The following is a 21,811-nucleotide window of genomic DNA, read 5'->3' as shown; positions in this document are numbered from 1 at the left end:
ACCCCCGTGCGTCCACGCTGTGACCAAGACCCGAGCCGTCTCTCCCCGCCACAGAGTGGCCTCCCCCCCCCCGTCCAGGTGTAGACACGAAGAAGCCCGCCCCATCCGTGGACGGGGCGGGCTTCTCGCGAGTCAGGTGCTCAGTGGCCTATCAGTGAGCGTGGTCTCCGCGGGAGTGCTCGAAGATCAGGCCCAGGAGGCCCAGCAGGGCCACCGGAGCGGCCAGGATAATGATCCACCAGCCGACGGCCAGCGCGGTGACGAACAGCGCGCAACCGATGCCAAGGAGGAGGGGCCACCAGCTCCACGGGGAGAAGGCCCCGTAGTCGCCGGACATCTCCACGATCTCGCCGTCCTCGCGGTCCTCCGGCAGGCTGCCACCGGTGGAGCGCTGCACGAGCCAGAGGTAGATGACGAGCATGAAGCTCATGGCCGCCAGGGCGAGCAGTGCCGGGAAGCCCGCGAGCTCCTGGAAGTCGGTCACGTATCCGTAGATGAACCCGACCACCAGGCAGAAGACGCCCAGCATGAGGAACAGTTTGATGGTTGCTTTCATCGTCCGTTCCTCCCGGAACCGCCCACGAGGGGCATCTCGGCGTCGTACTGCTGGCTGGAGAACGCGGAGAGCTCCGGGTGGTGGAGGTCCAGCGCGGGCCGCTCAGAGCGGATGCGGGGCAGCGAGGTGAAGTTGTGGCGCGGGGGCGGGCAGGAGGTCGCCCACTCGAGAGAGCCGCCGAAGCCCCAGGGATCGTCCACCTCGACCTTCTTGGCGTTGCGGTGCGTGGTGTACACGTTCCAGAAGAACGGAATCATGGACACGCCCAGCAGCATGGAGCCGATGGTCGAGAACTGGTTCATCCAGGTGAAGCCGTCCTCGGGCAGGTAGTCCGCGTAACGGCGGGGCATGCCGTCCACGCCCAGCCAGTGCTGGATGAGGAAGGTCATGTGGAAGCCGACGAACAGCAGCCAGAAGTGGATCTTGCCGATGCGCTCGTTGAGCATCTTGCCGGTGAACTTGGGCCACCAGAAGTAGAAGCCCGCGAACATGCCGAACACGATGGTTCCGAAGATCACGTAGTGGAAGTGCGCCACCACGAAGTAGGTGTCCGAGACGTGGAAGTCCAGGGGCGGGGTGGCCAGGATGATGCCGGTCAGACCGCCGAACAGGAAGGTGAAGAGGAAGCCCAGCACCCACAGGATGGGTGTCTCGAAGGTGAGCGAGCCCTGCCACATGGTGCCGATCCAGTTGAAGAACTTCACGCCCGTGGGCACCGCGATCATCATCGTCATGAAGGAGAAGAAGCCCAGTGCCACAGCACCCGTGACGTACATGTGGTGTGCCCACACGGTGACGGACAGCGCCGCGATGGCGATGGTCGCGAACACGAGGCCCTTGTAGCCAAAGATCGGCTTCCGGGAGAACACGGGGATGATCTCGGAGACGATGCCGAAGAACGGCAGCGCCAGCACGTAGACCTCGGGGTGTCCGAAGAACCAGAAGAGGTGCTGCCAGAGGATCGCTCCCCCGTTCTCGGCATCGAAGATGTGACCACCCAGGCGGCGGTCCATTCCCAGCGCGAACAGCGCGGACGCCAGCGGCGGGAAGATCATGATGATGAGGATGGCCGTGATCAGCGTGGTCCAGGTGAACACGGACATGCGCCACATGGTCATGCCGGGCGCGCGCATGCACACGATGGTGGTGATGAAGTTGACGCCACCGAGGATGGTGCCGAAGCCCTGCAGGCCCAGGCCGAAGACCCAGAGGTCACCACCGACTCCTGGACTGAACGTGGTGCTGTTCAGGGGTGCGTAGGCGAACCAGCCGAAGGACGCGGCGCCCTGCGGGGACATGAAGCCGGACACGGCCACGAGCGAGCCGAACAGGAAGAACCAGAAGGCCAGCGCGTTCAGTCGCGGGAAGGCGACGTCCGGTGCGCCCAGCTGCAGCGGGACGATCACGTTCGCGAAGCCGATGAACAGCGGGGTGCCGAACATCAGCAGCATGATCGTGCCGTGCATCGTGAACAGCTGGTTGTACTGGTCCTTCGTCTCGAGGATCTGCATGCCGGGCTCGAAGAGCTCCGCACGGATGAGCAGCGCCATGACGCCGCCCACGCAGAAGAAGATGAAGGACGAGATCAGGTACATGTACCCGATGGTCTTGTGGTCGGTCGAGGTGAGCCAGTTGACGATCACCTTGCCCTTGGAGCGTGGGACAACGCGGGGTGCGGCCGTGGCCGCGTCGTCCCGCGAGTATTCGAGCGTAGACATTGCCTATCCCCTAGTTGTTGGACGTTGCGTTGAGGTTCGGGTTGCGGTTGTACTCGTCGCCGATGATCCCCGTGTTGCCCTCGTCGCGCAGCTTCTGGATCTGGGCGTTGTACTCGTCCTTGCTCACGACGGACACGTTGAAGAGCATCTCGGAGTGGTACTCGCCGCACAGCTCGGCGCACTTGCCGGCGAAGGTTCCCTCGCGGCCGGTGGTGAAGCTCATGTAGTTCGTGCGGCCAGGGACCATGTCGATCTTCTCGAGGAAGGCCGGGACCCAGAACGAGTGGATGACGTCGCGGGAGGAGATCTCCAGCTCGACCTTGCTGTCCGCCGGGAGGTAGAGGGTCGGCAGGGTCTCCTCGACACCGGGCTCACCCGTGAGGTGCGCCTGCACGCCCTGGTAGTGGACGTCCTCGTCGAGGTAGTTGAAGTCCCACGCCCACTGCTTGCCGTAGACCTGGATCTTCACGTCGGGATCGTCGAAGCGGTCGGTGATGGCGGTCTGCGCACGGAAGGAGAAGAAGAACAGGCTCACGATCAGCGCAATGGGGACGATCGTGTAGAAGATCTCCAGCGGGGCGTTGTACGCGAGCTGCCGGGGGTAGCCGGTCTCGTTCTTGCGCCGGCGGTAGGCGACCATGCACCAGAGCATGAGGCCCCACACCACGAGGCCGACGCTCAGTGCCGCGATCCAGGAACCGATCCACAGGTCCATGACCTGGTCAGCGTTGTCGGTGGTACCCCGTTCGGTGGGCAGGAAGCCCACCTTCGACTGCTCCGAGCACGCGGTGAGCGAGATCGTCGCCAGGACTGCCACTGCCGAGACCTTCAGTGCTCGGCCGCGGCGGGTGCCGGTTCGAGTTTGCGAACTCACAGACGGCCCTTCCTCTTCTGTACGTGGGTTCGGCATCGGCCCTGCGCGAGGGCAGAGAGGACACGTCGCCCGTTAATGGTTCTCCCTAGGAAGCTTACCCCTCAGCCCCTCCATGTGCTGACACTGTGTCAGCACGCCGTGTCGCCCGGGAATCCGGGCCCGGAGCTCCGTGAACCCGCCTCTGCGGGGGCCCGCGACGTCGTGATCTGCGCCGCGCGACGGCGGCTGCGGAACCACCCCGGACACGGAGAACGGGGGTGCACCCGGCCCGTGGGCCGTGCACACCCCCGCTGCTGCGCGGTGTCCCCGCGGGGACTCAGTGGAAGGAGTCGCCGCACGCGCAGGAGCCCTGCGCGTTGGGGTTGTCGATCGAGAAGCCCTGCTTGGAGATGGTGTCCTCGAAGTCCACGGTGGAACCGCTGAGGTAGGGGACACTCATCTTGTCCACGATGACCTCCACTCCCCCGAAGTCGCGCACGTGGTCGCCGTCCAGGACCCGCTCGTCGAAGTAGAGCTGGTAGATCAGTCCGGAGCAGCCGCCGGGCTGGACGGCCACGCGCAGCCGGAGGTCGGTGCGGCCCTCCTGCTCGAGGAGGTCGCGGACCTTCTGCGCGGCGTTGTCGGTGAGCAGCACCTCGTGGGTGGGCAGGTCCTGCGTGGTCTCGTTGTCGGTCGTGACGCTCATGGTGCTCACTTTCTGTACGACCCGGGGGCTCACCCCGGGGTGCGGTCTGACCCTTCTGCCAACTCGAACGTCCGGGCGGGGGGAATCATTCCGTTCCCGGCGCGCCCTGTTCCGCGAGTGCCGCGAGGACCAGGGCCTCCGCGGTGACGGCGTGCAGGAAGTCCTCGATGTGCAGGGACTCGTTGGCGCTGTGGGCGCGGGTGTCCGGGTCCTCGATTCCGGTGATCAGGATCTGCGCCTCAGGGTACGCCCGCGTGAGGGTGGCGGTGAAGGGGATGGAGCCTCCCATGCCGGCGGTCACGGCGGGGCGGCCCCAGGCCTGCTCGAACGCCCACAGGGCGATCTGCGAGCTAGCGGCCTCCGTGTCCGCGCGGAATGCTGGCCCGGTCTCCTCGAGCTCGAAGCGCACGTGGGCACCGAACGGGGCGTTGTCCTCGACGTGCCTGCGCAGCGCCTCCCCCGCCTCCTTCGGTTCCTGGCCGGGTGCGATCCGCAGGCTCAGCTTGGCTCGCGCCGTCGCGGCGATGGTGTTGGACGCCTTGTCCACCTCGGTGACGTCGATGCCCGTGACGGACAGCGCCGGCTGGGTCCACAGCCGGGAGGAGATGGAGCCGCGGCCGGCCAGCTGCACGCCGTCGAGCACACCGGCGTCCGCGCGGAAGCGGGCCTCGTCGTAGTCAACGTCCGTGTGGTCCTCGCTCAGCAGCCCCTCGACGGCCACGGCGCCGTCGTCGTCGTGGAGGGTGGCGATCAGCCGCGAGAGCACCGTGGGGGCGTCCAGCACCGGGCCGCCGAACATCCCGGAGTGCACGGCGTGGTCCAGCACCTGGACCTCCACGACGCCGCCGACGACGCCGCGCAGGCTCGTGGTCAGCGCGGGCACCCCGACCTCCCAGTTGGCGGAGTCCGCGATCACGATGACGTCCGCCGCGAGCTTGTCGCGGTGCGCGTCGAGGAAGGCCTCGAAGCCGGGCGAGCCAGCCTCCTCCTCGCCCTCGACGAAGACGGAGATCCCGAGCCCGGGCTCGCTGCCCACCAGCTCGAAGAACGCGCGCAGCGCACCCACGTGGGCCATCACGCCGGCCTTGTCGTCCGCGGCACCGCGTCCCCACAGCCGACCGTCCTTCTCGACGGCCTCGAAGGGCTCGGTCTCCCACAGCTCGCGCCTGCCCGGAGGCTGCACGTCGTGGTGGGCGTAGAGCAGGATCGTGGGGAACCCGGGGGCCGCGGCCTTGCGGGCGACGACGGCGGGGTGGCCCGGCTTCTCGTCCGGGGAGGTGGGGACCCGCAGCACCTCGACGTCCTCGAAGGGCAGCTCGCGCAGCAGACCGGCGACGGCGTCCGCGCTGCGGTCGAGGTCCTCGGCGCCGAAGGAGTCCCAGGCGATGCCCGGGATGGCCACGAGGGCGCTGAGGTCCGCGAGCAGCTCGGCTCGCGAATCGACCACGCGGCGACGCAGCGCGTCCACCGTCTCGGAACTGGGGCGGGTGAAGTCTGTGCTCATGGCTCCAGCGTAGACGGGAGTCCTGGACGTCGGCAGGTCACGCGGGCGGGGAGGCCGCCGCGCTCCGTTAGGCTAGTCGGGTGTTTGGACGCAAGAAGGCAGATCAATCCTCGGGTTCCACCGCCGTGCGCGCCACGGCCGTGAAGGACTCCACCGACTCCTCCGACCGGGGTGCGCAGAGCGCCGCCACCGGCGGGAAGAAGGGTCGGCCCACTCCCACCCGCAGGGAGCAGGAGGCCGCGCGCCGTCGCCCCCTGATCCCGGAGGACCGCAAGGCCGCCAAGGAGGAGTCAAAGCAGCTCGAGCGGGAGCGCCGCGCGCAGGCCCAGGCCGGCATGGCCGCGGGCGACGAGCGCTACCTGGGTCCGCGCGACGCCGGGCCCCAGCGCCGTTTCGCGCGCGACTGGGTGGACTCCCGGTTCAACATCGGCGAGTACGTGCTGATCGTGCTGCTGCTCATCTTCGTGGTGATGTTCCTGCCGGTGCAGTCCGCCGCGCTGACCCTGATCTACGTGGTCTACGGGTACGTCGTGCTGTGCGTGCTCGACGCGGTCATCACGACCACGCGCATGCACTCGGCCATGCGCCGCAAGTTCGGCACCGTGCAGCGTGGCACCCGCTGGTACGCGGCCATGCGCACCTTCACCATCCGTCGGCTGCGTCTGCCCAAGCCGCAGGTGCGTCGCGGTGAGCGCCCCGCCTGATCCACCACGGGCCGTTGCGCCCGCCATCTGCCACGACGAAGGGCCGGTCCACCCAGCGGTGGACCGGCCCTTCGTCACGACGGGAGACGGGGACCTCAGCGACCCCGGCGCGCCCCCTTCGCCAGGCCGCGGTTGATCCGCGCCGCCCAGAACGGCCCCTCGTAGAGGAACGCCGTGTACCCCTGGACGAGTGAGGCGCCGGCGTCCAGACGCTCCTGGACGTCCTGGGCCGTGGTCACCCCACCCACGGACACGAGGACGAGGCGGTCACCCGCGTGCTCGCGCAGCAGCCGCAGCACCTCGAGGGAACGACGACGCAGCGGGGCGCCCGAGAGGCCACCCGCGCCGTCCGCGGCCACCTCCTCCGCGGGGGTCCGCAGTCCCAGACCCTCCCGCGCGATCGTCGTGTTGGTGGCGACGATGCCGTCCAGTCCCAGGTCCAGGGCGAGGTCCGCCACCGCGAGGACGTCCTCGTCCGCGAGGTCCGGCGCGATCTTCACGAGCAGCGGCACCCGGCGAGGGGCCACACGGTCAGCCTCCTCGCGCACGGCCCCCAGCAGCGGCCGCAGCGCGTCGAGCTCCTGCAGCTGCCGCAGCCCGGGCGTGTTGGGCGAGGACACGTTGACCACGAGGTAGTCCGCGTAGGGCGCGAGGACGCGCGTGCTGTGGACGTAGTCCTCCGCGGCGTCCTCCAGCCCCACGGCCTTGGTCTTGCCAATGTTCACGCCGACCACCGGGCGCGGCCTGCCCGTGCGCAGCGCCCGCTCGGCGAGGCTCTGCAGCGCCGAGACGACCCGGGGTGCCACGGCCTGTGCGCCGTCGTTGTTGAATCCCATGCGGTTGACGACGGCCCGGTCCGCCACGAGCCGGAACAGCCGCGGACGCGGATTGCCGGGCTGCCCCTGACCGGTGACCGTGCCGATCTCCACGTGGCCGAAGCCCAGGTCCGTGAGCGCGTGGGTTCCCGTGGCTCCCTTGTCGAAGCCCGCGGCCAGTCCGAAGGGCGACGGGAACGTGAGGCCCATGACCTGCACCTCGCTGCCGGGGGCCGGGGCCGTGAGCCGGCTCAGCACGCGGCCGAGACCGCAGCGGTGGGCGAGCTTGATCCCGGCGAAGCCCAGCGTGTGGGCGAGCTCGGGGTCCATCCAGGAGAAGGCGACTCTGAAGAAGGTGGGATACACGCGCATGGGAGCAGTTTTCCACACGGGCGCCTGCGCGCCGCTCTCCCCCGGGCGGCAAGGCGACCTCTGAGCGAGGAGGACAGCCTGCATGTACTTCAAGTTTCCAGTGAAAGTCACTCTATAATGTTCGAGTTTCCATACAAGGTTCCTCCCTGGGGGGGGGCGGGCTACTCCCCCTCCTCCGCACCCGGTGCTCGGTCCACCGCTCCGCCGTAGCGGCGGTCGCGGTTCACGTAGTCCGCCACGGCGCGCCACAGCACCCGCCGGTCCATGTCCGGCCACAGGACGTCCAGGAACACCATCTCTGCGTAGGCGGACTGCCACAGCATGAAGTTGGACAGCCGCTGCTCCCCGGAGGAGCGCAGGAACATGTCCACGTCCGGCAGCTGCGGCTCGTCCAGGTAGCGCTGGACGGTCGCCTCGGTGATGGACCCCGGTTTGAGCCGCCCCTCTGCGGCGTCACGGGCCATCGCGGCCGCGGCGTCTGCGATCTCGGCCCGTCCGCCGTAGTTCACGCACATGGTCAGGGTGATGACGTCGTTGTCCTGCGTCTCGCGCTCCGCGGTCTCCAACCGCTTGATGACCGATCCCCACAGCCGGGGCCGACGCCCGGCCCACCGGACCCTGATCCCCCACTCCTGGAACGTGGGCAGCTGGCGCGCCATGACGTCCCCGGTGAAGTTCATGAGGAACGCGACCTCCGCCGGCGAACGCTTCCAGTTCTCCGTGGAGAACGCGTACGCGGAGGCGTACGGGATCCCCAGCTCGATCGCACCGGCCACCACGTCCATGAGCGCGCGCTCCCCCGCGCGGTGCCCCTCGGTGCGGGGCAGCCCGCGCTCGTTGGCCCACCTCCCGTTGCCGTCCATCACGAGGGCCACGTGCTGCGGCAGCACGGCCGGCTCCAGGTGGGGCGCGGTGGCGCCGCTGGGGTGCGGGGGTGGCGGGGAGAAACGGTTCACGCGGGAGTCCTCTCAGCGGGAGTGCGGTGTCGTGTCCACCCTAGGACCTCCACGGCCGGCTCCGCGCGGCCGTGCCGGGCCGGGCTCGAGCCCCGGCGCGGCCGTACCAGGCAGTGCACGGCTCATGCCTCCCCGCCGCCGTGCCGGGCTCAGACGTCCGCGTAACCCTTGAGTGCCGAGCTCAGGCCTCGCTGCGCTCCACGAGCGCGAGGGCCTTCACCGTGCGCTCCATGTGCCACTGCACGTACGCGGCCACCAGGCCGGCGGCCGCACGCGCGGTGCGCGGGTCTGCGGCGTCGACCACGGGCCAGTCCCCCCGCAGCAGACCGTCCAGCAGCACGAAAGTCGCGGGGCTGGGCGCCGCAGCCCCCGGGGGCCGGCACTGCGGGCACACGGCCCCGCCGAGAGCGGCGGAGAACGAACCGTGCGGCCCCGGCGCCCCGCACCGGGCACAGTCCACGAAGCTCGGGGACCAGCCTGCGAGGGACACGGCGCGCAGGAGGTAGGAGTCCAGGATTCGCCCCGGAGAGTGCAGCCCGCGCGCCACCGCGGACAGCGCACCCGTGAGCAGCCGGTAGTGCTGAGCAGCGGTGTCGTAGTCGTCCGCGGTCAGCTTCTCGGCGGTCTCCGCCATGGCGGCCGCGGCCGTGTAGCGCTCGTAGTCGGCCACGATGCGCTCACCGTAGGACCGCACACCCACGGCCTGGGAGACGATGTCCAGCGTGCGGCCGTGCACGAGCTGCACCCGCGCCACGTTGAAGGGCTCGAGTCTGGCGCCGAAGCGCGAGGTGGTGCGACGAACCCCCTTGGCCACGGCCCGCACCTGCCCGTTCTCCGCCGTCAACAGGATCACGATCCGGTCCGCCTCGCCCAGCTTGTACGTGCGCAGCACCACGGCGTCGTCGCTGTAGGAACGCGAAGCGAAGGTTGAACGGGCCACGGCGTCATTGTGCCACCCCGTTCGGACACGACGACGCCGCGGTCCCGGCGGATGGCGAACGGGACCCCGGCCATCCAGGGCCGGGGTCCCGCACGGTCACGGATGGGTGATCAGGCCTGCTCCGCCAGCTGGGCGTCCCGCACGGCGCGGTTCACCCCGGAGATCACGGCCTTCAGCGAGGCGCGCGTGGTGTTGTTGTCCATCCCGGCGCCCCACAGCACACGGTCGCCCACGGCCAGCTCCACGTAGCTCGCGGCCTGCGCGTTGGCCGAGGCCGAGAGGGTGTGCTCGGTGTAGTCGAGCAGCCGGACGTCCACGCCCTCGTCGTTGAACAGGTTGATCAGGGCGTCGATCGGGCCGGTGCCGTGGGCGCTGCGCTCACGGTGCTCGCCACCGACGTCCAGGCCGATCTCCAGCACGGTGTTGCCCTCGTCCTCCGCGTGGGTGGAGATGGAGGTGATCCGGTAGTGGCCCCAGGTCCCATCACCATCCACCTTGGCGGGCAGGTACTCGTCCGAGAAGATCTTCCACAGCTGCTGGGCCGTGACCTCCGAGCCGGAGGTCTCCGTGAACTTCTGCACCACACCGGAAAACTCGATCTGCGCGCGGCGCGGCAGGTCGATCCCGTACTCGCTCTTGAGCAGGTAGGCCACGCCACCCTTGCCGGACTGCGAGTTCACGCGGATCACGGCCTCGTAGCTGCGGCCGACGTCCTTGGGGTCGATGGGCAGGTACGGAACGGCCCACTCGAGGTCGTCCACGGCCACGCCCTGCGCCTGGGCGTCCTGCTGCATGGACTCGAAGCCCTTCTTGATCGCGTCCTGGTGCGAACCGGAGAACGCGGTGAAGACCAGGTCACCGCCGTAGGGGCTGCGCTCCGGGACGGGCAGCTGGTTGCAGTGCTCCACGGTGCGGCGGATCTCCTCGATGTCCGAGAAGTCGATCTGCGGGTCCACACCCTGCGTCAGCAGGTTCAGGCCCAGGGTCACCAGGTCCACGTTGCCCGTGCGCTCGCCGTTGCCGAACAGGCACCCCTCGATGCGGTCCGCTCCGGCCAGGTAGCCCAGCTCGGCGGCGGCCACACCGGTGCCGCGGTCGTTGTGGGGGTGCAGGGAGAGGATGATGTCCTCCCGCTGGTACAGGTGCCGGCCCATCCACTCGATCGAGTCCGCGTAGACGTTCGGGGTGGCCATCTCCACCGTGGCCGGCAGGTTGATGATCATCTTGCGGCCGTCGCCGATCTCGAAGGTCTCCGCCACCTCGTTGCAGATCCGGGCGGCGAACTCCAGCTCGGTGCCCGTGTAGGACTCCGGCGAGTACTCGTACGTGACGGCGGTGTGCTTGAGCTGCTCCTCGTACTTGCGGCACAGCCGGGCTCCCGTGAGGGCAATGTCCACGATGCCGTCCATGTCCTGCTTGAACACCACGCGCCGCTGCAGCGTGGACGTGGAGTTGTACAGGTGCACGATCGCGTGGGGGGCGCCGTCGATGGCGTCGTACGTGCGCTCGATCAGGTGCTCGCGGGACTGCGTCAGCACCTGGATGGAGACGTCCTCCGGGATGTGGTCGCCCTCGATCAGGGTGCGCACGAAGTCGAAGTCCGTCTGCGAGGCCGAGGGGAAGCCCACCTCGATCTCCTTGTAGCCCATGCGCACGAGCAGCTGGAACATCTGCAGCTTGCGCTCGGAGTTCATGGGGTCGATCAGTGCCTGGTTGCCGTCGCGCAGGTCCACGGCGCACCAGCGCGGGGCCGTGGTGGCCACCTTGTCCGGCCACGTGCGGTCGGACATGTCGAACGGGAAGTTCTGGTGGTACGGGGTGTACTTGTGAACCGGCATGCCGGAGGGGCGTTGCACATTCTTCACGGGAGGGGGCCTTTCGATCTGTGACTGTGGGCCGGCACCACGGAGCTCCGCAGCGGGTGGTCGGCCGTCAAAGGATCGCTCAGGCCCCGCTGCGGCACATAAGCACGAGTCGCTTCATGTCCTGCCGCATGTGATCCAACGTACCACTAGGCACGTTGCGCCCCGGCTCCGTTACTCGTCCGCGGTGGCCTGGCACGTGAACTGCTCGGCCGTCTGGCCCTGCAGGTCTTCCGGCAGGGACGAGTTCTTGTCCATCCTGTCTCCGCTGACGAAGTCCTGGCCCACGGCCACCTCCACGCCCGCGACCTCGTAGGAGGCGGTGAGCTGGCTCGAGGAGACGTTGAGGAGCTCGGCGACGTCGTCCGCCGCGGCCGCCCAGTTCGGGTTGTAGAAGATCTGCGTGGCGGAGAGCTGGGCGCCGGACTTCTCGGTCTCGGCCTGGACGTAGCCCGCCTTCTTCAGCACGGAGACCAGCTGGTTGTCGCGGCCACCGGTGTCCGAGCGGTTGGAGACGGTCAGCGGCACCGTGGCGGGGTCCAGGGCGGGCCCGGTGGCGCTCGGCGCGGCGGCCGGGGACGACGTCGCCCCGGCCGTTGCGTGCTCGGAGCCGGTTCCGGAGGTTGCGGCGTCCGAGGACCCACCGCTCGGGGACTCGCTGGCGTCGTCCTGCGCCCGCGTGACCGAGACGTCCTCGCGCAGCGTGGCGAAGAGCTTCTCGGCGCCCTTCTCGTCCAGCTGCAGCCGGTTCGGGTCCTCGGGGTAGACCTCCGTGGGGGCCGTGACGAACGCGATCTTCCCGGGGTCGATGCCGTTGAACGTGCGCGCGATGCCCACGAGCGTGGGGATCGAGGTGAGACCCGAGTCCACGTGCAGGTTCTGGGTCATGACCTCCGCGATGTGGTAGAGCTCCGGGAGGTTCGTGAGGGTCCCGTCGGACTGGATCTTGCGCGTCAGGGACGCCAGGAACGACTGCTGGGAGCGGATCCTGGCCTCGTCCCCACCGTTGCCGAACGCCGCGCGGGAGCGCAGGAACGCCAGTGCCTGCTCACCCTCCACGGAGGAGATGCCCGCGGGCAGCTTCAGCCCGGACTTCGGATCGTCCACGGCGTTGTTGACGCACACCTCGACGCCGCCCACCGCGGAGGAGAGCTCCTTCACGGCGTTGAAGTCCGCGAGCATGAAGTGGTCGATGTTCACACCGGTCAGCTCGTTGATGGCCGCCACGGTGCACCCGGGCCCGCCGCGCTCCACCGCGCTGTTGAGCATGTCCGTCTCGGCGGGGTACACCTTGCCGGAGTCCGGGTCCGTGCACTGCGGGATCTCCACCATCAGGTCCCGGGGGAAGGACACCACGGTCACGGCGTCCCGGTTCTGCGTGACGTGCACGAGCATCATCACGTCCGTGCGGCCCTCGGAGTCGTCCTTGCTGCCGTACTCGGAGTTGCCCGTGCCGCTGCGGGTGTCCGAGCCCATCACGAGGATGTCGAGCGGGCCGTCGTCCACGGCCTCCGCGCCGTCGGAGAGGTTCAGGGGGCTGGACTGCAGGTTTCCCGTCAGCCGCAGCGCGGCGATCCCGCCGATCCCGATCGCGGCGATCAGGGCGAGGACCACCAGGATCACGGCGATCCTGCGGGTGGAGGCACGGTGCTCACGGGCCCTGTGGTGGCGCCCGGTCTGCCGCAGGTCGAAGGGCTCCCCCTCCCGGTCCGTGCGGCGTGCCGGGTGCGTGGCCCACGGCGCAGTGGTCTCTCGCGAGGCGGTGGTCTCCTGCGCGGTGGTCTCCTGGGCGCGGCGACCGCGACGGGGTGCTGAGCTGGGATCCACCGGTGACGTCTCCTGGAGTCTTTCGCTGTCTGGGGGCGGGTCCGGGGGCGGCGCCCCGACCGCTCGGCCACGCTACGCCCCGTCCCTCGGTGTTGGGTGTGGGCCGGGTCAGAACCCCAGCTTGGAGAGCTGCTTGGGATCGCGCTGCCACTCCTTGGCGACCTTGACGTGCAGGTCCAGGTAGATGCGCGTGCCCAGCAGGGACTCGATCTGCCCGCGGGCCTGGGTCCCGATCTCGCGCAGCCGCGCACCGCGCTTGCCGATCACGATGGCCTTCTGCGAGGAGCGCTCCACGTACACGCTCGCGTGCACGTCCAGCATGGGGTTCTCGGGCGAGCGGCCCTCCCGCTCGGAGACCTCGTCCACGACCACGGCCAGCGAGTGGGGCAGCTCGTCGTGCACGCCCTCCAGTGCGGCCTCGCGGATCAGCTCGGCCATCATGGTGACCTCCGGCTCGTCCGTGAGGTCCCCCTCGGGGTACAGCGGCGGGGACACCGGCATCAGGGACACGAGCAGCTCGCCCAGTTCGGCCATCTGGAAGCCGTCCGCGGCACTGACGGGGATCACGTGGGCCCAGCCGGCGTCCGGGTCCTCCGTGGCGGGTGCCTTCTCCGGCCGGGAGCCCTTGCCGCCCGACGACGACGCCGCACGCCGTCGCCGTCGTGCCTCGCGCTGGGCGCGCTCCTCGGACACGACCTCGCGGCCCAGCTCGCTCACCGCGATCAGCTGCTCGGCGAGCCGGTCCTGGGGCACGAGGTCCGCCTTGGTGACGATCGCGACCACGGGGGTGCTGCCCACGGCCGCCACGACCTGCTGGGCGATGAAGCGGTCCCCGGGTCCCACCTTCTGGTCCGCCGGAACGCAGAACCCGATGACGTCCACCTGGCCCAGGGTCTCCGCCACCACGTCGTTCAGCCGCTGCCCCAGCAGGGTGCGGGGCCGGTGCAGACCCGGGGTGTCCACGAGGATCAGCTGCCCGTCCGGGCGGTGCACGATGCCGCGGATGGTGTGGCGCGTGGTCTGCGGACGGTTGGAGGTGATGGCGACCTTGCGGCCCACGAGGGCGTTGGTCAGCGTGGACTTGCCCACGTTGGGCCGGCCCACGAACACGGCGAAGCCGGCCCGGAAGTCCGTTCCGTGCTCGGTTGTGGTGTCCTGCATCATGGTGTGTCCTCGCTCCTGCGTTCGATCGGGGTGCGCGTGCTCGGCCGGTGCGCCGGGCCCTGCCGCCGGGGGTGTGGCGCGGGCGTCACGTCATGGTCTCCACGGGGGCGTCCCGGCCCAGGAACTCCTCGAGCAGCGCGCGCTGGGCGGCGAACATCCGGGCCCGCTCCTCCTCCTGCGCGTGGTCGTGGCCGAGCAGGTGCAGCAGCGAGTGCGCCGTGAGCAGGCACAGCTCGTCCTGCGTGCTGTGACCCGCGGCCTGCGCCTGCCGCTGCGCCACGGGCGGGCACAGCACGACGTCCCCGAGGACGCCCAGGCTGGGCTCCTCCGGGGTGCCCTCGCGCAGCTCGTCCATGGGGAACGACATCACGTCCGTGGCACCGGGCAGGTCCAGCCACTGCTCGTGCAGCTCGGCCATGCGCTCCTCGTCCACCACGGCGATCGAGACCTCGGTGTCCGGGTGCAGGTGCCACCGGGTGAAGGCGAGCTCCACGAGGGCCGACAGCTGGTCGGTGTCCACCGCGCGGTAGCACTCCGCGAGCCCCTCGAGCTCCTGCGGGCCGTCCCACGGCAGGTCGAACGAGACGCTCACAGCGCGCCGCCCTCCGGCCCTGCGGCCTGGTCCGCTCCCGCTCTGTCCGCCCCGGCTCTGTCGGCCCCGGCCCGGTCACCGGCAGCGCCCGGGTGGGAGCCGGTCTCCGCCCGGTGCGCGGCCGCTGCACGGCGGTCCTCCTTGCGGTGCGAGCGCTCCACGCGGTGCCGGTTGGTGGTGTCGAACTGGTCGTACGCAGCCACGATCTCCCCCACCAGCTCGTGGCGCACCACGTCCTCGGCGGTCAGCTCGCAGAACGCGATGTCGTCGATCTTTCCCAGCACGTGCTGGACCTGGCGCAGCCCGGACTTCGTGGATCCCGGAAGATCCACCTGGGTGACGTCCCCGGTGACCACGATGCGCGAGCCGAAGCCCAGCCGCGTGAGGAACATCTTCATCTGCTCGGGGGTGGTGTTCTGCGCCTCGTCCAGGATCACGAAGGCGTCGTTGAGCGTGCGCCCGCGCATGTACGCCAGCGGAGCCACCTCGATGGCCCCGGCCTCCATGAGCCGCGGGATGGACTCCGGGTCCATCATGTCGTGCAGCGCGTCGTAGAGCGGGCGCAGGTAGGGGTCGATCTTGTCGTTGAGCGAGCCCGGGAGGAAGCCCAGGCGCTCGCCGGCCTCCACCGCGGGGCGCGTGAGGATGATCCGGTTCACCTCCTTGGCCTGCAGCGCGCGCACGGCCTTGGCCATGGCCAGGTAGGTCTTGCCCGTGCCTGCCGGTCCGATTCCGAAGACCACGGTGTGCTCGTCGATCGCGTCCACGTACGTCTTCTGGTTCACCGTCTTGGGGCGGATGGTGCGGCCCCGGGTGGAGAGGATGCTCGTGGACAGTGCGCTCGCCGGGCGCACCTGCTGGGACTCGCGCATCATGCGGGCCACACGCAGCACGGTGCGCTCCGTGATCTCCGTGCCGCGCAGCGCCATCGCCAGCAGCTCCTCGAGCAGGGACGCCGCCAGCCGGGTGTCGAGCACGGGGCCCTCGAGGGCGACATCGAGGTCCCGCACGGTCATGCACACCGCCGGGAACTCGCCCTCGAGGAGCCTCAGCGTCGAATCCGCCTGGCCCAGGCACCGCACGGCGGTGTCCCGGTCCGGCATGTGCACGGTCACACGGGTACTTTCACTGGGTGCAGCGGTCAGTGGTTTCATCCCCTCGGGTTGTTCTCTCATCGGGCACCAGCCTACCGGTCCCCTCCGACGCGCCGTCCGCCACGGTCCCGGGTTGCAATCGGGTAACGGTCCGCGCCACGGGCTCCCGGAGTTCGCGCGCACCCCCGCCGGTCGGTATCTTGTGAAGCCGTGAAGTCATGCCGCCGGTGCCACACCGCGCGGTCCCACCCTCCAGGTTCTGTGTCGGAGAGGTGGGAACACGACGTCGCCGTGGCGCGGTCCCTGACCCCGCACCCGTCACCGAGGGCCCGGAGGAGGGCGAGCACCGCGTGAGACCGCGCCGCCGCGTACCACCGCGCACACCCCGCCGCTGGAGCCTCGCCGCGCTCGCTGTGGTCGCGTCCGTGGCGCTGGCCGGGTGCGGCACGGCCGCGGACCGCCCGGACGACAACTCCGCGGCCGCACCGGGAATCGGCGCGGCACCGGGCACCACGGACGAGGCGCTCGGCGGCGTGGCCACCGAGCAGGCCCCCATCTACTGGGTCGGCACGGGTGACCAGTCCGGCTACCTGTTCCGTGAGTTCCGCAACCCCGAGGACACGAGCACAGCGGACCCGGTGGCACGCGCCGCTGCCATGGTGACCCGTGCCACCCCCATGGACCCCGACTACCGCACGCTGTGGTCCCCCGTGAGCACGGTGGGAACCTCGGTGTCCCCGGACGGCATCATCACCGTGGACCTGCCCGCGGCGGCGTTCGGCACGCAGCTGTCCGAGAAGGACGCCCAGATGGCGCTGCAGCAGATGGTGTACACGGTCTCCGCGGCCGCCGTGACCGCGGGACTTTTGGACGCCTCCACCGCCAAGGAGGTCCGCATCCTGGTGGACGGGCGCACCGGGTTCTCGGCGTTCGGCTCCGTGGACCTCTCCGATCCGCTGACCCGCGACACGTCCCTGGCCGCGCCCGTGTGGCTCATCGACCCCCAGACGGACGCGGACCCCGGCAGTCCCCTGACCGTGTTCCTGCGCGTTCTGCCCGCGGTGCACGACGTCCGCTGGGAGGTCACGCAGGACGAGCGCACAGTGCGCAGCGGCACGGTCGCCGCGGCCTCCCCCGGCTCGGACCCCACTGTCGGCACCGAGCTGCGGACCACCATCGACCTGGACCCGGGCGAGTACACGGTGCGGGTCGCGGGAACAAACGACCAGGGCACCGTGCTCGTGGACGACCACGTGATCACCGTCGCTGCCACGCGCTGAGGCGCATCCGCCGTACGCGGGCGCGCGACGTCGTCGTCATGCCGTCCCGACGAGGCGCGGGTGGCGTCCCCGGCATGCTGCTCCCCCGAGATCCCGGGGTTCGTCCCACCCAGCCCCTCCCGCGGAGGGGGCGCTCAGCCCCAGAGGCCCAGGACAGAGTGCAGCGCGGCCAGGGCGGCCGGCCCGGCGGTGGCCGAGCGCATGACCGTGTCCCCGAGGCGCAGCGTGTGGGCCCCGGCCTCGGTGAGCAGCTGCGTCTCCGCATCGCTGATGCCGCCCTCCGGCCCGACCACCACGGCGATCCGGGTCCGCTCCCGCCAGGCGGTGACGTCGTGCCCGGACCACGCGGTGGAGGCGGTCTCGTGCAGCACGAGCCACAGGGTCTCCGTGTCCTCCGCCACGAGCCGCGCGAGGGCGGCGGTGTCCATCCACTGCTCCCGCCGCGGCCAGTGCGCGCGCCGGGACTGCTTGGCGGCCGCGCACAGGGTGGCGTCCCACTTGGCCATGGTCTTGGCGGCACGGTCCCCGCGCAGCCGCACGATGCTGCGCTCTGCCTGCCACGGGATCACGCAGTCCACACCGAGCTCGGTGGCGGTCTCCGCGGCCTGCAGGTCCCGGTCCCCTTTGGCCAGCGCCTGGACGAGCGTGAGGCGCGGCGCCGGCGGCTCCTCGTGCGCCACGGAGTCCACGGTGACGCTCATGCGGTCCTTCTCCCCCGCGACGAACGTGCACACCGCGCGGGTGCCGCGGCCGTCCACGAGGTCCAGGGACGCGCCCGCGCGCAGCCGGCGAACGGTCACGGCGTGACGGGCCTCGGGGCCGACGACGTCGAGGACCTCGCCGGGGTGCGCCCCGGTGAGGTCCTCGCGGTGGAAGACGGGATTCGTCACAGGTCGTTGAACCGGTCCCGCAGCCGGGAGAAGAACCCGCCGGAGTGGGAGGTGCTCACGGTGGTGCCGTCGTGGGCCTGCTCCTCGCGCAGCTCCGCCAGCCGCTCCACGAGTTCACGCTGCTCGCCGGTGAGGTCCCGAGGCGTCTCGACCTCGAAGTGCACCTGCAGGTCCCCGCGACCCTTGCCGCGCAGGTGGGTGACGCCGAGGTCGTCCAGCGTGATGGTGGCACCGGACTGGGTTCCGGGGACCACGTCCACGCTGCGCGTGCCGTCGAAAGTTTCCAGCGTCACGGTGGTGCCGAGTGCCGCGGCGGTCATGGGGATCCGCAGCCGCGCGTGCAGGTCGTCGCCCTCGCGCACGAACGTGGGGTCCGGGTCCACCTTCAGCTCCACGAAGAGGTCGCCGTTGGGTCCGCCGGCCGTGCCGGCCTCGCCCTGACCGCCCAGGCGGATCCGGTTGCCGGACTGGATGCCGGCGGGGATCTTCACCGTGAGGGGGCGGCGGTCGCGCACGCGGCCCTCGCCGTAGCACTCGTGGCACGGGTGCTCGATCACGGTGCCGAAGCCGTTGCACTGCGAGCAGGGCGCCTGCGTGGTGACCATGCCCAGGATGGACTGCCGCTGGTACTGCATGTGGCCGGAGCCGTGGCACATGGTGCACGTGGTGGGGCTCGTGCCGGGCTGGCAGCACGTCCCCTCGCACGTGGGGCACGTGACCGCGGTGTCGACGGTGATGTCCTTCTCCACTCCGAAAACGGCGTCCTTCAGGGAGATGCGCACGTTGATCAGGGCGTCCTGGCCCTGTCGCGTGCGGGACTGGGGGCCCCGCTGGCCGCCGGAGCCCGCGCCCTGGAAGAACGTCTCAAAGATGTCCGAGAAGCCGAACCCGCTGCCGGGGAAGCCTCCGCCGAAGCCGGTGTCCGTGCCGTTCTCGTTGCCCGTGGCGTCGTACACGCGGCGCTTGTCCGGGTCCGACAGGACGTCGTTGGCGTGCGAGACGCGCTTGAACTCCTCGGCCGCCTCCGGCGAGGGGTTCACGTCCGGGTGCAGCTTGCGGGCCTTCTTGCGATAGGCGCGCTTGATCTCTTCGGCGCTGGCGTCACGGCTCACGCCGAGGGTTTCGTAGTGATCGCTCACGATGTCGTCGCTTCTGCTTTCGTCTCTGGGTCGGTGGTCTGTGCCGGGGCGGCGCCGGGTGGCGCGTCAGTCCCCGAGGTTCTTGGAGAGGTAGCGGGCCACGGCACGCACGGAGGCCATGGTGGTGGGGTAGTCCATGCGCGTGGGGCCCACGACGCCCACCTTGGAGGCGTCCTGCGGGCCGTAGCCGGTGGCCACCACGGCCGCCTCGGCCAGCGGGTCGTCGTACTGCTCGGAGCCGATCCGTACCGCGACGCCGCGCTCGTCCTGCTGCATCTCGGACAACAATCGCAGCAGTGTCACTTGTTCCTCAAGCGCCTCGAGCACCGGGGAGATGCTCTGGGGGAAGTCCCCGCTGAAGCGGGCGAGGTTGGCGGTGCCCGCCCTCACGAGGCGCTGGTCGTCCGAGGCGGCGGCCAGCACTGCCACGGTGTCGGCGACGGCGAGCGCGGCCTCGCGGACCGGGTCTTCCACGGTCTCGGGGAGCTCGGCGACCGCGGCCGGCACGGTCTCCAGTGCCTGACCCAGCACGCGCGCCAGGACGGCGGCGCGCAGCTCGAGCAGGGCGTCCTCGGCAACGGGCGCGGTGAGGGCAACCGTGCGCTGCACCACGCGGCCGCTCGTGGGGATGAGCACCACGAGCAGCGTGTTTCCGCCGACGTCCACGAGCTCCACGTGGCGCACCGTGATCCCGGTGCGCACCGGGTACTGGATGACGGCCACCTGGTGGGTCAGCTGGGCCAGCAGGCGCACGGTGCGCTCCATGGCATCGTCGATGTCGTGGGCGCCGTCCAGGAAGACCTGAACGGCACGGCGCTGCGCAGGCGTGAGGGGCTGCAGCGCGGCGATCTGGCCCACGAACACCCGGTAGCCGCGGTCCGTGGGGATCCGACCTGAACTGGTGTGGGGTGCCACGATGAGACCGTCCTCCTCGAGGGCGGCCATGTCGTTGCGCACGGTGGCGGAGGAGACGGGCAGCCGGTGGCGCTCCACGAGCGCCTTGGAGCCCACGGGCTCGCGGGAGTGGACGTAGTCCTCCACGATGGCCTGCAGGATCTTCGCCCTGCGCGGATGCTCCATGTCTCCCACCTCCCGCTCGCGGATGTCCTCGGGCGCCCGTGCGGCACCCGGTGAACCGGGCCGCGACCAATTTTGGCACTCGAATCGGCACAGTGCTAATTCCGTGAGTCTAGTGGCCCTGCCGCGGACCGGTCCTTTGGTACGCTCGCGGCTGATTCGTCACCCGCGAGCGAGGAGCACCCCCGTGAACACACCCGGCTGGGGCTGGGGCCCGCAGGACCTCGGCAGCCCCGAGGTCTCCCGCCGCTCCCCCGCGGCCCGCGGGCTGCCCGTGGAGTCCGGCATGGTGCTCGAGGACGTCGAGAGCGGGTGGGTGGGCGCCGTGGTGAGCGTGGAGGTCGTGGGCGGCATGCGCGTCGTGGGCCTGGAGGACCGCCACGGCCGAGTCAAGGCCTTCCCCCTCGGTCCCGGTTTCCTGCTTGACGGCGAGCCCGTCCGCCTCACCCCGCCCGCACCTCGCAGTGTCCCGAGCGGGCCCAGAATTACGCGCTCCGGCTCGGTGGCCGTGGAGAACCTGCGCGCCTCGGTGGCCAAGGAGTCCCGCGTGTGGGTCGAGGGCTACCACGACGCCGAGCTCGTGGCGAAGGTCTGGGGCCACGACCTCGCAGTCGAGGGGATCGTCGTGGAGCCGCTGCACGGCATCGACGACCTCCCCGCGGCCATCGCGGAGTTCCACCCCGGCCCGGGCCGTCGTCTCGGGATCCTCGTGGACCACCTGGTCAGCGGGTCCAAGGAGTCGCGGATCGCGGATCGGGCGCTGTCTGTGCCGGGTGCGCGGGGCAACGTGCAGATCCTGGGCCACCCCTACGTGGACATTTGGCAGGCGGTGAAGCCTGCAGCCCTGGGCATCCCCGCGTGGCCCGTGATCCCTCGCGGTGTGGACTGGAAGACCGGGATGGCCAAGGCCCTCGGCATGCCCCACCGCACTCCCCAGGACGTGGGGCGGGCGTGGCAGGCGATCCTCGCCCGCGTGGACAGCTACTCGGACCTGGAGCCCGCACTGCTGGGCCGGGTCGAGGAGCTCATCGACTTCCTCACCGCACCGGACGGCTACTGAGGGGTTTTGGCACGTGGGGCGCCGGATGTGCCGTGTGGGACCCGTTGTCCCGGCCGACGCGGTTGGCGCGGTGGCCCCGGGCTGCCGGTGGCGCGGCGGCGTCGTCCGACATATCCAGGCTCACACGTGATTCCAGACGCACCCCGGTCCGTTTCCAGGAGCGCACCGTAGAATAGGGGGCACCGGGACTCCGATCCACCCCGGTTCGGCTACCGCCCCTGAAAGGGACACCCACCCGTGACTGACGCTGCTCCCACCCCCGCTGCCCCCGCCGCCCGCGCCGCGGGTGAGACCCCGTTCGAGGCCGTGCCCGCCGAGGCCCAGCCCCTGGACGTGAACCAGGACCGCCAGTGGGCCACCGTCGCGCACCTGGGCGGCGTGGTCGGCGCGCTGCCCAGCTACGTGATCCACCGGGTGTTCGGGGACCGCGGCCCGTTCACCGCGCAGGAGTCCCGGGAGGCGCTGAACTTCACGCTGCTGCCGAGTGTCGTGGTGCTGGCAGGCATCGCGCTCTCTCTCGTACCCGTGATCGGCTGGATCTTCTCCGTGGTCGCCGCCGTGACCTGGCTGTGGCTGGCCATCGCCTCCGTGGTCGCGGGCGTGAAGGTCAACCGCGGCGAGCCGCACCAGTATCGCGGCAACACACACCTCTACGACCGGCTCACCACGTCCCGCGGCTGACGCCCGCGCCCACGACTCGCC

At 70.3% G+C, this 21,811-nt stretch carries 20 protein-coding genes; 4 read left to right on the top strand and 16 right to left on the bottom strand.

What is annotated here, in order from left to right; all coding sequences use genetic code 11:
- Nucleotides 1-151: 151 nt before the first annotated feature.
- From D8M39_RS07540 to D8M39_RS07520, 5 genes are all read right to left on the bottom strand, one after another.
- Nucleotides 152-556, bottom strand: a complete 405-nt coding sequence (locus D8M39_RS07540) for a cytochrome c oxidase subunit 4 (protein WP_055085851.1) — start codon at nucleotides 554-556, stop codon at nucleotides 152-154.
- Nucleotides 553-2,274: a cytochrome c oxidase subunit I gene (ctaD, locus tag D8M39_RS07535; protein WP_055085853.1), complete on the bottom strand. Its 1,722-nt coding sequence runs from the start codon at nucleotides 2,272-2,274 to the stop codon at nucleotides 553-555. The genes D8M39_RS07540 and ctaD overlap by 4 nt, the downstream gene beginning before the upstream one ends.
- Nucleotides 2,275-2,284: 10 nt before the next feature.
- On the bottom strand, nucleotides 2,285-3,148 hold the full coding sequence (gene coxB, locus D8M39_RS07530; protein ID WP_238694005.1) for a cytochrome c oxidase subunit II: 864 nt from the start codon (nucleotides 3,146-3,148) through the stop codon (nucleotides 2,285-2,287).
- A 316-nt stretch (nucleotides 3,149-3,464) separates the two neighbouring features.
- Nucleotides 3,465-3,833, bottom strand: a complete 369-nt coding sequence (locus D8M39_RS07525; protein ID WP_055085857.1) for an iron-sulfur cluster assembly accessory protein — start codon at nucleotides 3,831-3,833, stop codon at nucleotides 3,465-3,467.
- 85 nt (nucleotides 3,834-3,918) lie between these two features.
- Nucleotides 3,919-5,337: a dipeptidase gene (locus D8M39_RS07520; RefSeq protein ID WP_126874753.1), complete on the bottom strand. Its 1,419-nt coding sequence runs from the start codon at nucleotides 5,335-5,337 to the stop codon at nucleotides 3,919-3,921.
- Nucleotides 5,338-5,417: 80 nt separating this feature from the next.
- On the opposite strand from D8M39_RS07520, the gene D8M39_RS07515 reads away from it, so the two are divergent.
- Nucleotides 5,418-6,041 (top strand): DUF3043 domain-containing protein, encoded by a 624-nt coding sequence (locus D8M39_RS07515; protein WP_055085861.1) that lies wholly within the window; start codon nucleotides 5,418-5,420, stop codon nucleotides 6,039-6,041.
- A gap of 95 nt (nucleotides 6,042-6,136) precedes the next feature.
- On the opposite strand, the gene D8M39_RS07510 is transcribed toward D8M39_RS07515, so the two are convergent.
- From D8M39_RS07510 to D8M39_RS07475, 8 genes are all read right to left on the bottom strand, one after another.
- Entirely contained in the window at nucleotides 6,137-7,228 is a 1,092-nt protein-coding gene (locus D8M39_RS07510; protein WP_055085863.1) for a quinone-dependent dihydroorotate dehydrogenase, read from the bottom strand.
- A 161-nt stretch (nucleotides 7,229-7,389) separates the two neighbouring features.
- On the bottom strand, nucleotides 7,390-8,184 hold the full coding sequence (locus tag D8M39_RS07505; RefSeq protein ID WP_094393942.1) for an isoprenyl transferase: 795 nt from the start codon (nucleotides 8,182-8,184) through the stop codon (nucleotides 7,390-7,392).
- A gap of 181 nt (nucleotides 8,185-8,365) precedes the next feature.
- On the bottom strand, nucleotides 8,366-9,124 hold the full coding sequence (gene recO / locus D8M39_RS07500) for a DNA repair protein RecO (protein WP_055086290.1): 759 nt from the start codon (nucleotides 9,122-9,124) through the stop codon (nucleotides 8,366-8,368).
- Between the two features lie 110 nt (nucleotides 9,125-9,234).
- Nucleotides 9,235-10,989, bottom strand: a complete 1,755-nt coding sequence (leuA, locus tag D8M39_RS07495; RefSeq protein ID WP_094393940.1) for a 2-isopropylmalate synthase — start codon at nucleotides 10,987-10,989, stop codon at nucleotides 9,235-9,237.
- 171 nt (nucleotides 10,990-11,160) lie between these two features.
- Complete coding sequence (locus D8M39_RS07490; protein WP_126874752.1) at nucleotides 11,161-12,813, bottom strand: LCP family protein; 1,653 nt, start codon at nucleotides 12,811-12,813, stop codon at nucleotides 11,161-11,163.
- Nucleotides 12,814-12,921: 108 nt separating this feature from the next.
- Nucleotides 12,922-13,977: a GTPase Era gene (locus tag D8M39_RS07485; protein ID WP_055086294.1), complete on the bottom strand. Its 1,056-nt coding sequence runs from the start codon at nucleotides 13,975-13,977 to the stop codon at nucleotides 12,922-12,924.
- A gap of 85 nt (nucleotides 13,978-14,062) precedes the next feature.
- Entirely contained in the window at nucleotides 14,063-14,569 is a 507-nt protein-coding gene (gene ybeY, locus D8M39_RS07480) for an rRNA maturation RNase YbeY (RefSeq protein ID WP_055086296.1), read from the bottom strand.
- Complete coding sequence (locus D8M39_RS07475; RefSeq protein ID WP_055086299.1) at nucleotides 14,566-15,744, bottom strand: PhoH family protein; 1,179 nt, start codon at nucleotides 15,742-15,744, stop codon at nucleotides 14,566-14,568. The genes ybeY and D8M39_RS07475 overlap by 4 nt, the downstream gene beginning before the upstream one ends.
- Before the next feature lie 269 nt (nucleotides 15,745-16,013).
- On the opposite strand from D8M39_RS07475, the gene D8M39_RS07470 reads away from it, so the two are divergent.
- The gene (locus D8M39_RS07470) at nucleotides 16,014-16,943 is read left to right on the top strand and encodes a GerMN domain-containing protein (protein WP_238694004.1); all 930 of its coding nucleotides are present in this window, start codon (nucleotides 16,014-16,016) and stop codon (nucleotides 16,941-16,943) included.
- A gap of 134 nt (nucleotides 16,944-17,077) precedes the next feature.
- Here D8M39_RS07470 and D8M39_RS07465 read toward each other — a convergent pair whose 3' ends face one another.
- The 3 genes from D8M39_RS07465 to hrcA all read right to left on the bottom strand — a co-directional run bounded on the left by D8M39_RS07465 (nucleotide 17,078) and on the right by hrcA (nucleotide 20,052).
- The gene (locus tag D8M39_RS07465; protein ID WP_126874750.1) at nucleotides 17,078-17,833 is read right to left on the bottom strand and encodes a 16S rRNA (uracil(1498)-N(3))-methyltransferase; all 756 of its coding nucleotides are present in this window, start codon (nucleotides 17,831-17,833) and stop codon (nucleotides 17,078-17,080) included.
- Nucleotides 17,830-18,972, bottom strand: a complete 1,143-nt coding sequence (gene dnaJ / locus D8M39_RS07460; protein WP_055086304.1) for a molecular chaperone DnaJ — start codon at nucleotides 18,970-18,972, stop codon at nucleotides 17,830-17,832. Before dnaJ ends, D8M39_RS07465 begins: the two co-directional genes overlap by 4 nt.
- Before the next feature lie 66 nt (nucleotides 18,973-19,038).
- Entirely contained in the window at nucleotides 19,039-20,052 is a 1,014-nt protein-coding gene (hrcA, locus tag D8M39_RS07455; RefSeq protein ID WP_126874749.1) for a heat-inducible transcriptional repressor HrcA, read from the bottom strand.
- A gap of 184 nt (nucleotides 20,053-20,236) precedes the next feature.
- Between hrcA and D8M39_RS07450 the strand changes: the two genes are divergently transcribed.
- Nucleotides 20,237-21,109, top strand: coding sequence for a DUF3097 family protein (locus D8M39_RS07450; RefSeq protein WP_055086309.1), 873 nt, complete (start codon nucleotides 20,237-20,239; stop codon nucleotides 21,107-21,109).
- Nucleotides 21,110-21,346: 237 nt separating this feature from the next.
- On the top strand, nucleotides 21,347-21,790 hold the full coding sequence (locus D8M39_RS07445) for a DUF4870 domain-containing protein (protein ID WP_238694003.1): 444 nt from the start codon (nucleotides 21,347-21,349) through the stop codon (nucleotides 21,788-21,790).
- The last annotated feature ends 21 nt before the right edge of the window (nucleotides 21,791-21,811 follow it).

Source organism: Kocuria sp. HSID17590, from assembly GCF_003989485.1.
Taxonomy (GTDB): Bacteria; Actinomycetota; Actinomycetes; order Actinomycetales; family Micrococcaceae; genus Kocuria; species Kocuria salsicia.
This window is presented reverse-complemented; position numbering and strand designations above follow the sequence as displayed.

Bases quoted from the DNA above. Each gene is read 5' to 3' on its own strand.
- D8M39_RS07520 (WP_126874753.1), bottom strand. From the start codon at position 5,337: ATGAGCACAGACTTCACCCGCCCCAGTTCCGAGACGGTGGACGCGCTG.
- hrcA (WP_126874749.1), bottom strand. From the start codon at position 20,052: ATGGAGCATCCGCGCAGGGCGAAGATCCTGCAGGCCATCGTGGAGGAC.
- D8M39_RS07485 (WP_055086294.1), bottom strand. From the start codon at position 13,977: ATGATGCAGGACACCACAACCGAGCACGGAACGGACTTCCGGGCCGGC.
- ctaD (WP_055085853.1), bottom strand. From the start codon at position 2,274: ATGTCTACGCTCGAATACTCGCGGGACGACGCGGCCACGGCCGCACCC.
- D8M39_RS07475 (WP_055086299.1), bottom strand. From the start codon at position 15,744: ATGAGAGAACAACCCGAGGGGATGAAACCACTGACCGCTGCACCCAGT.
- D8M39_RS07540 (WP_055085851.1), bottom strand. From the start codon at position 556: ATGAAAGCAACCATCAAACTGTTCCTCATGCTGGGCGTCTTCTGCCTG.
- D8M39_RS07525 (WP_055085857.1), bottom strand. From the start codon at position 3,833: ATGAGCGTCACGACCGACAACGAGACCACGCAGGACCTGCCCACCCAC.
- D8M39_RS07510 (WP_055085863.1), bottom strand. From the start codon at position 7,228: ATGCGCGTGTATCCCACCTTCTTCAGAGTCGCCTTCTCCTGGATGGAC.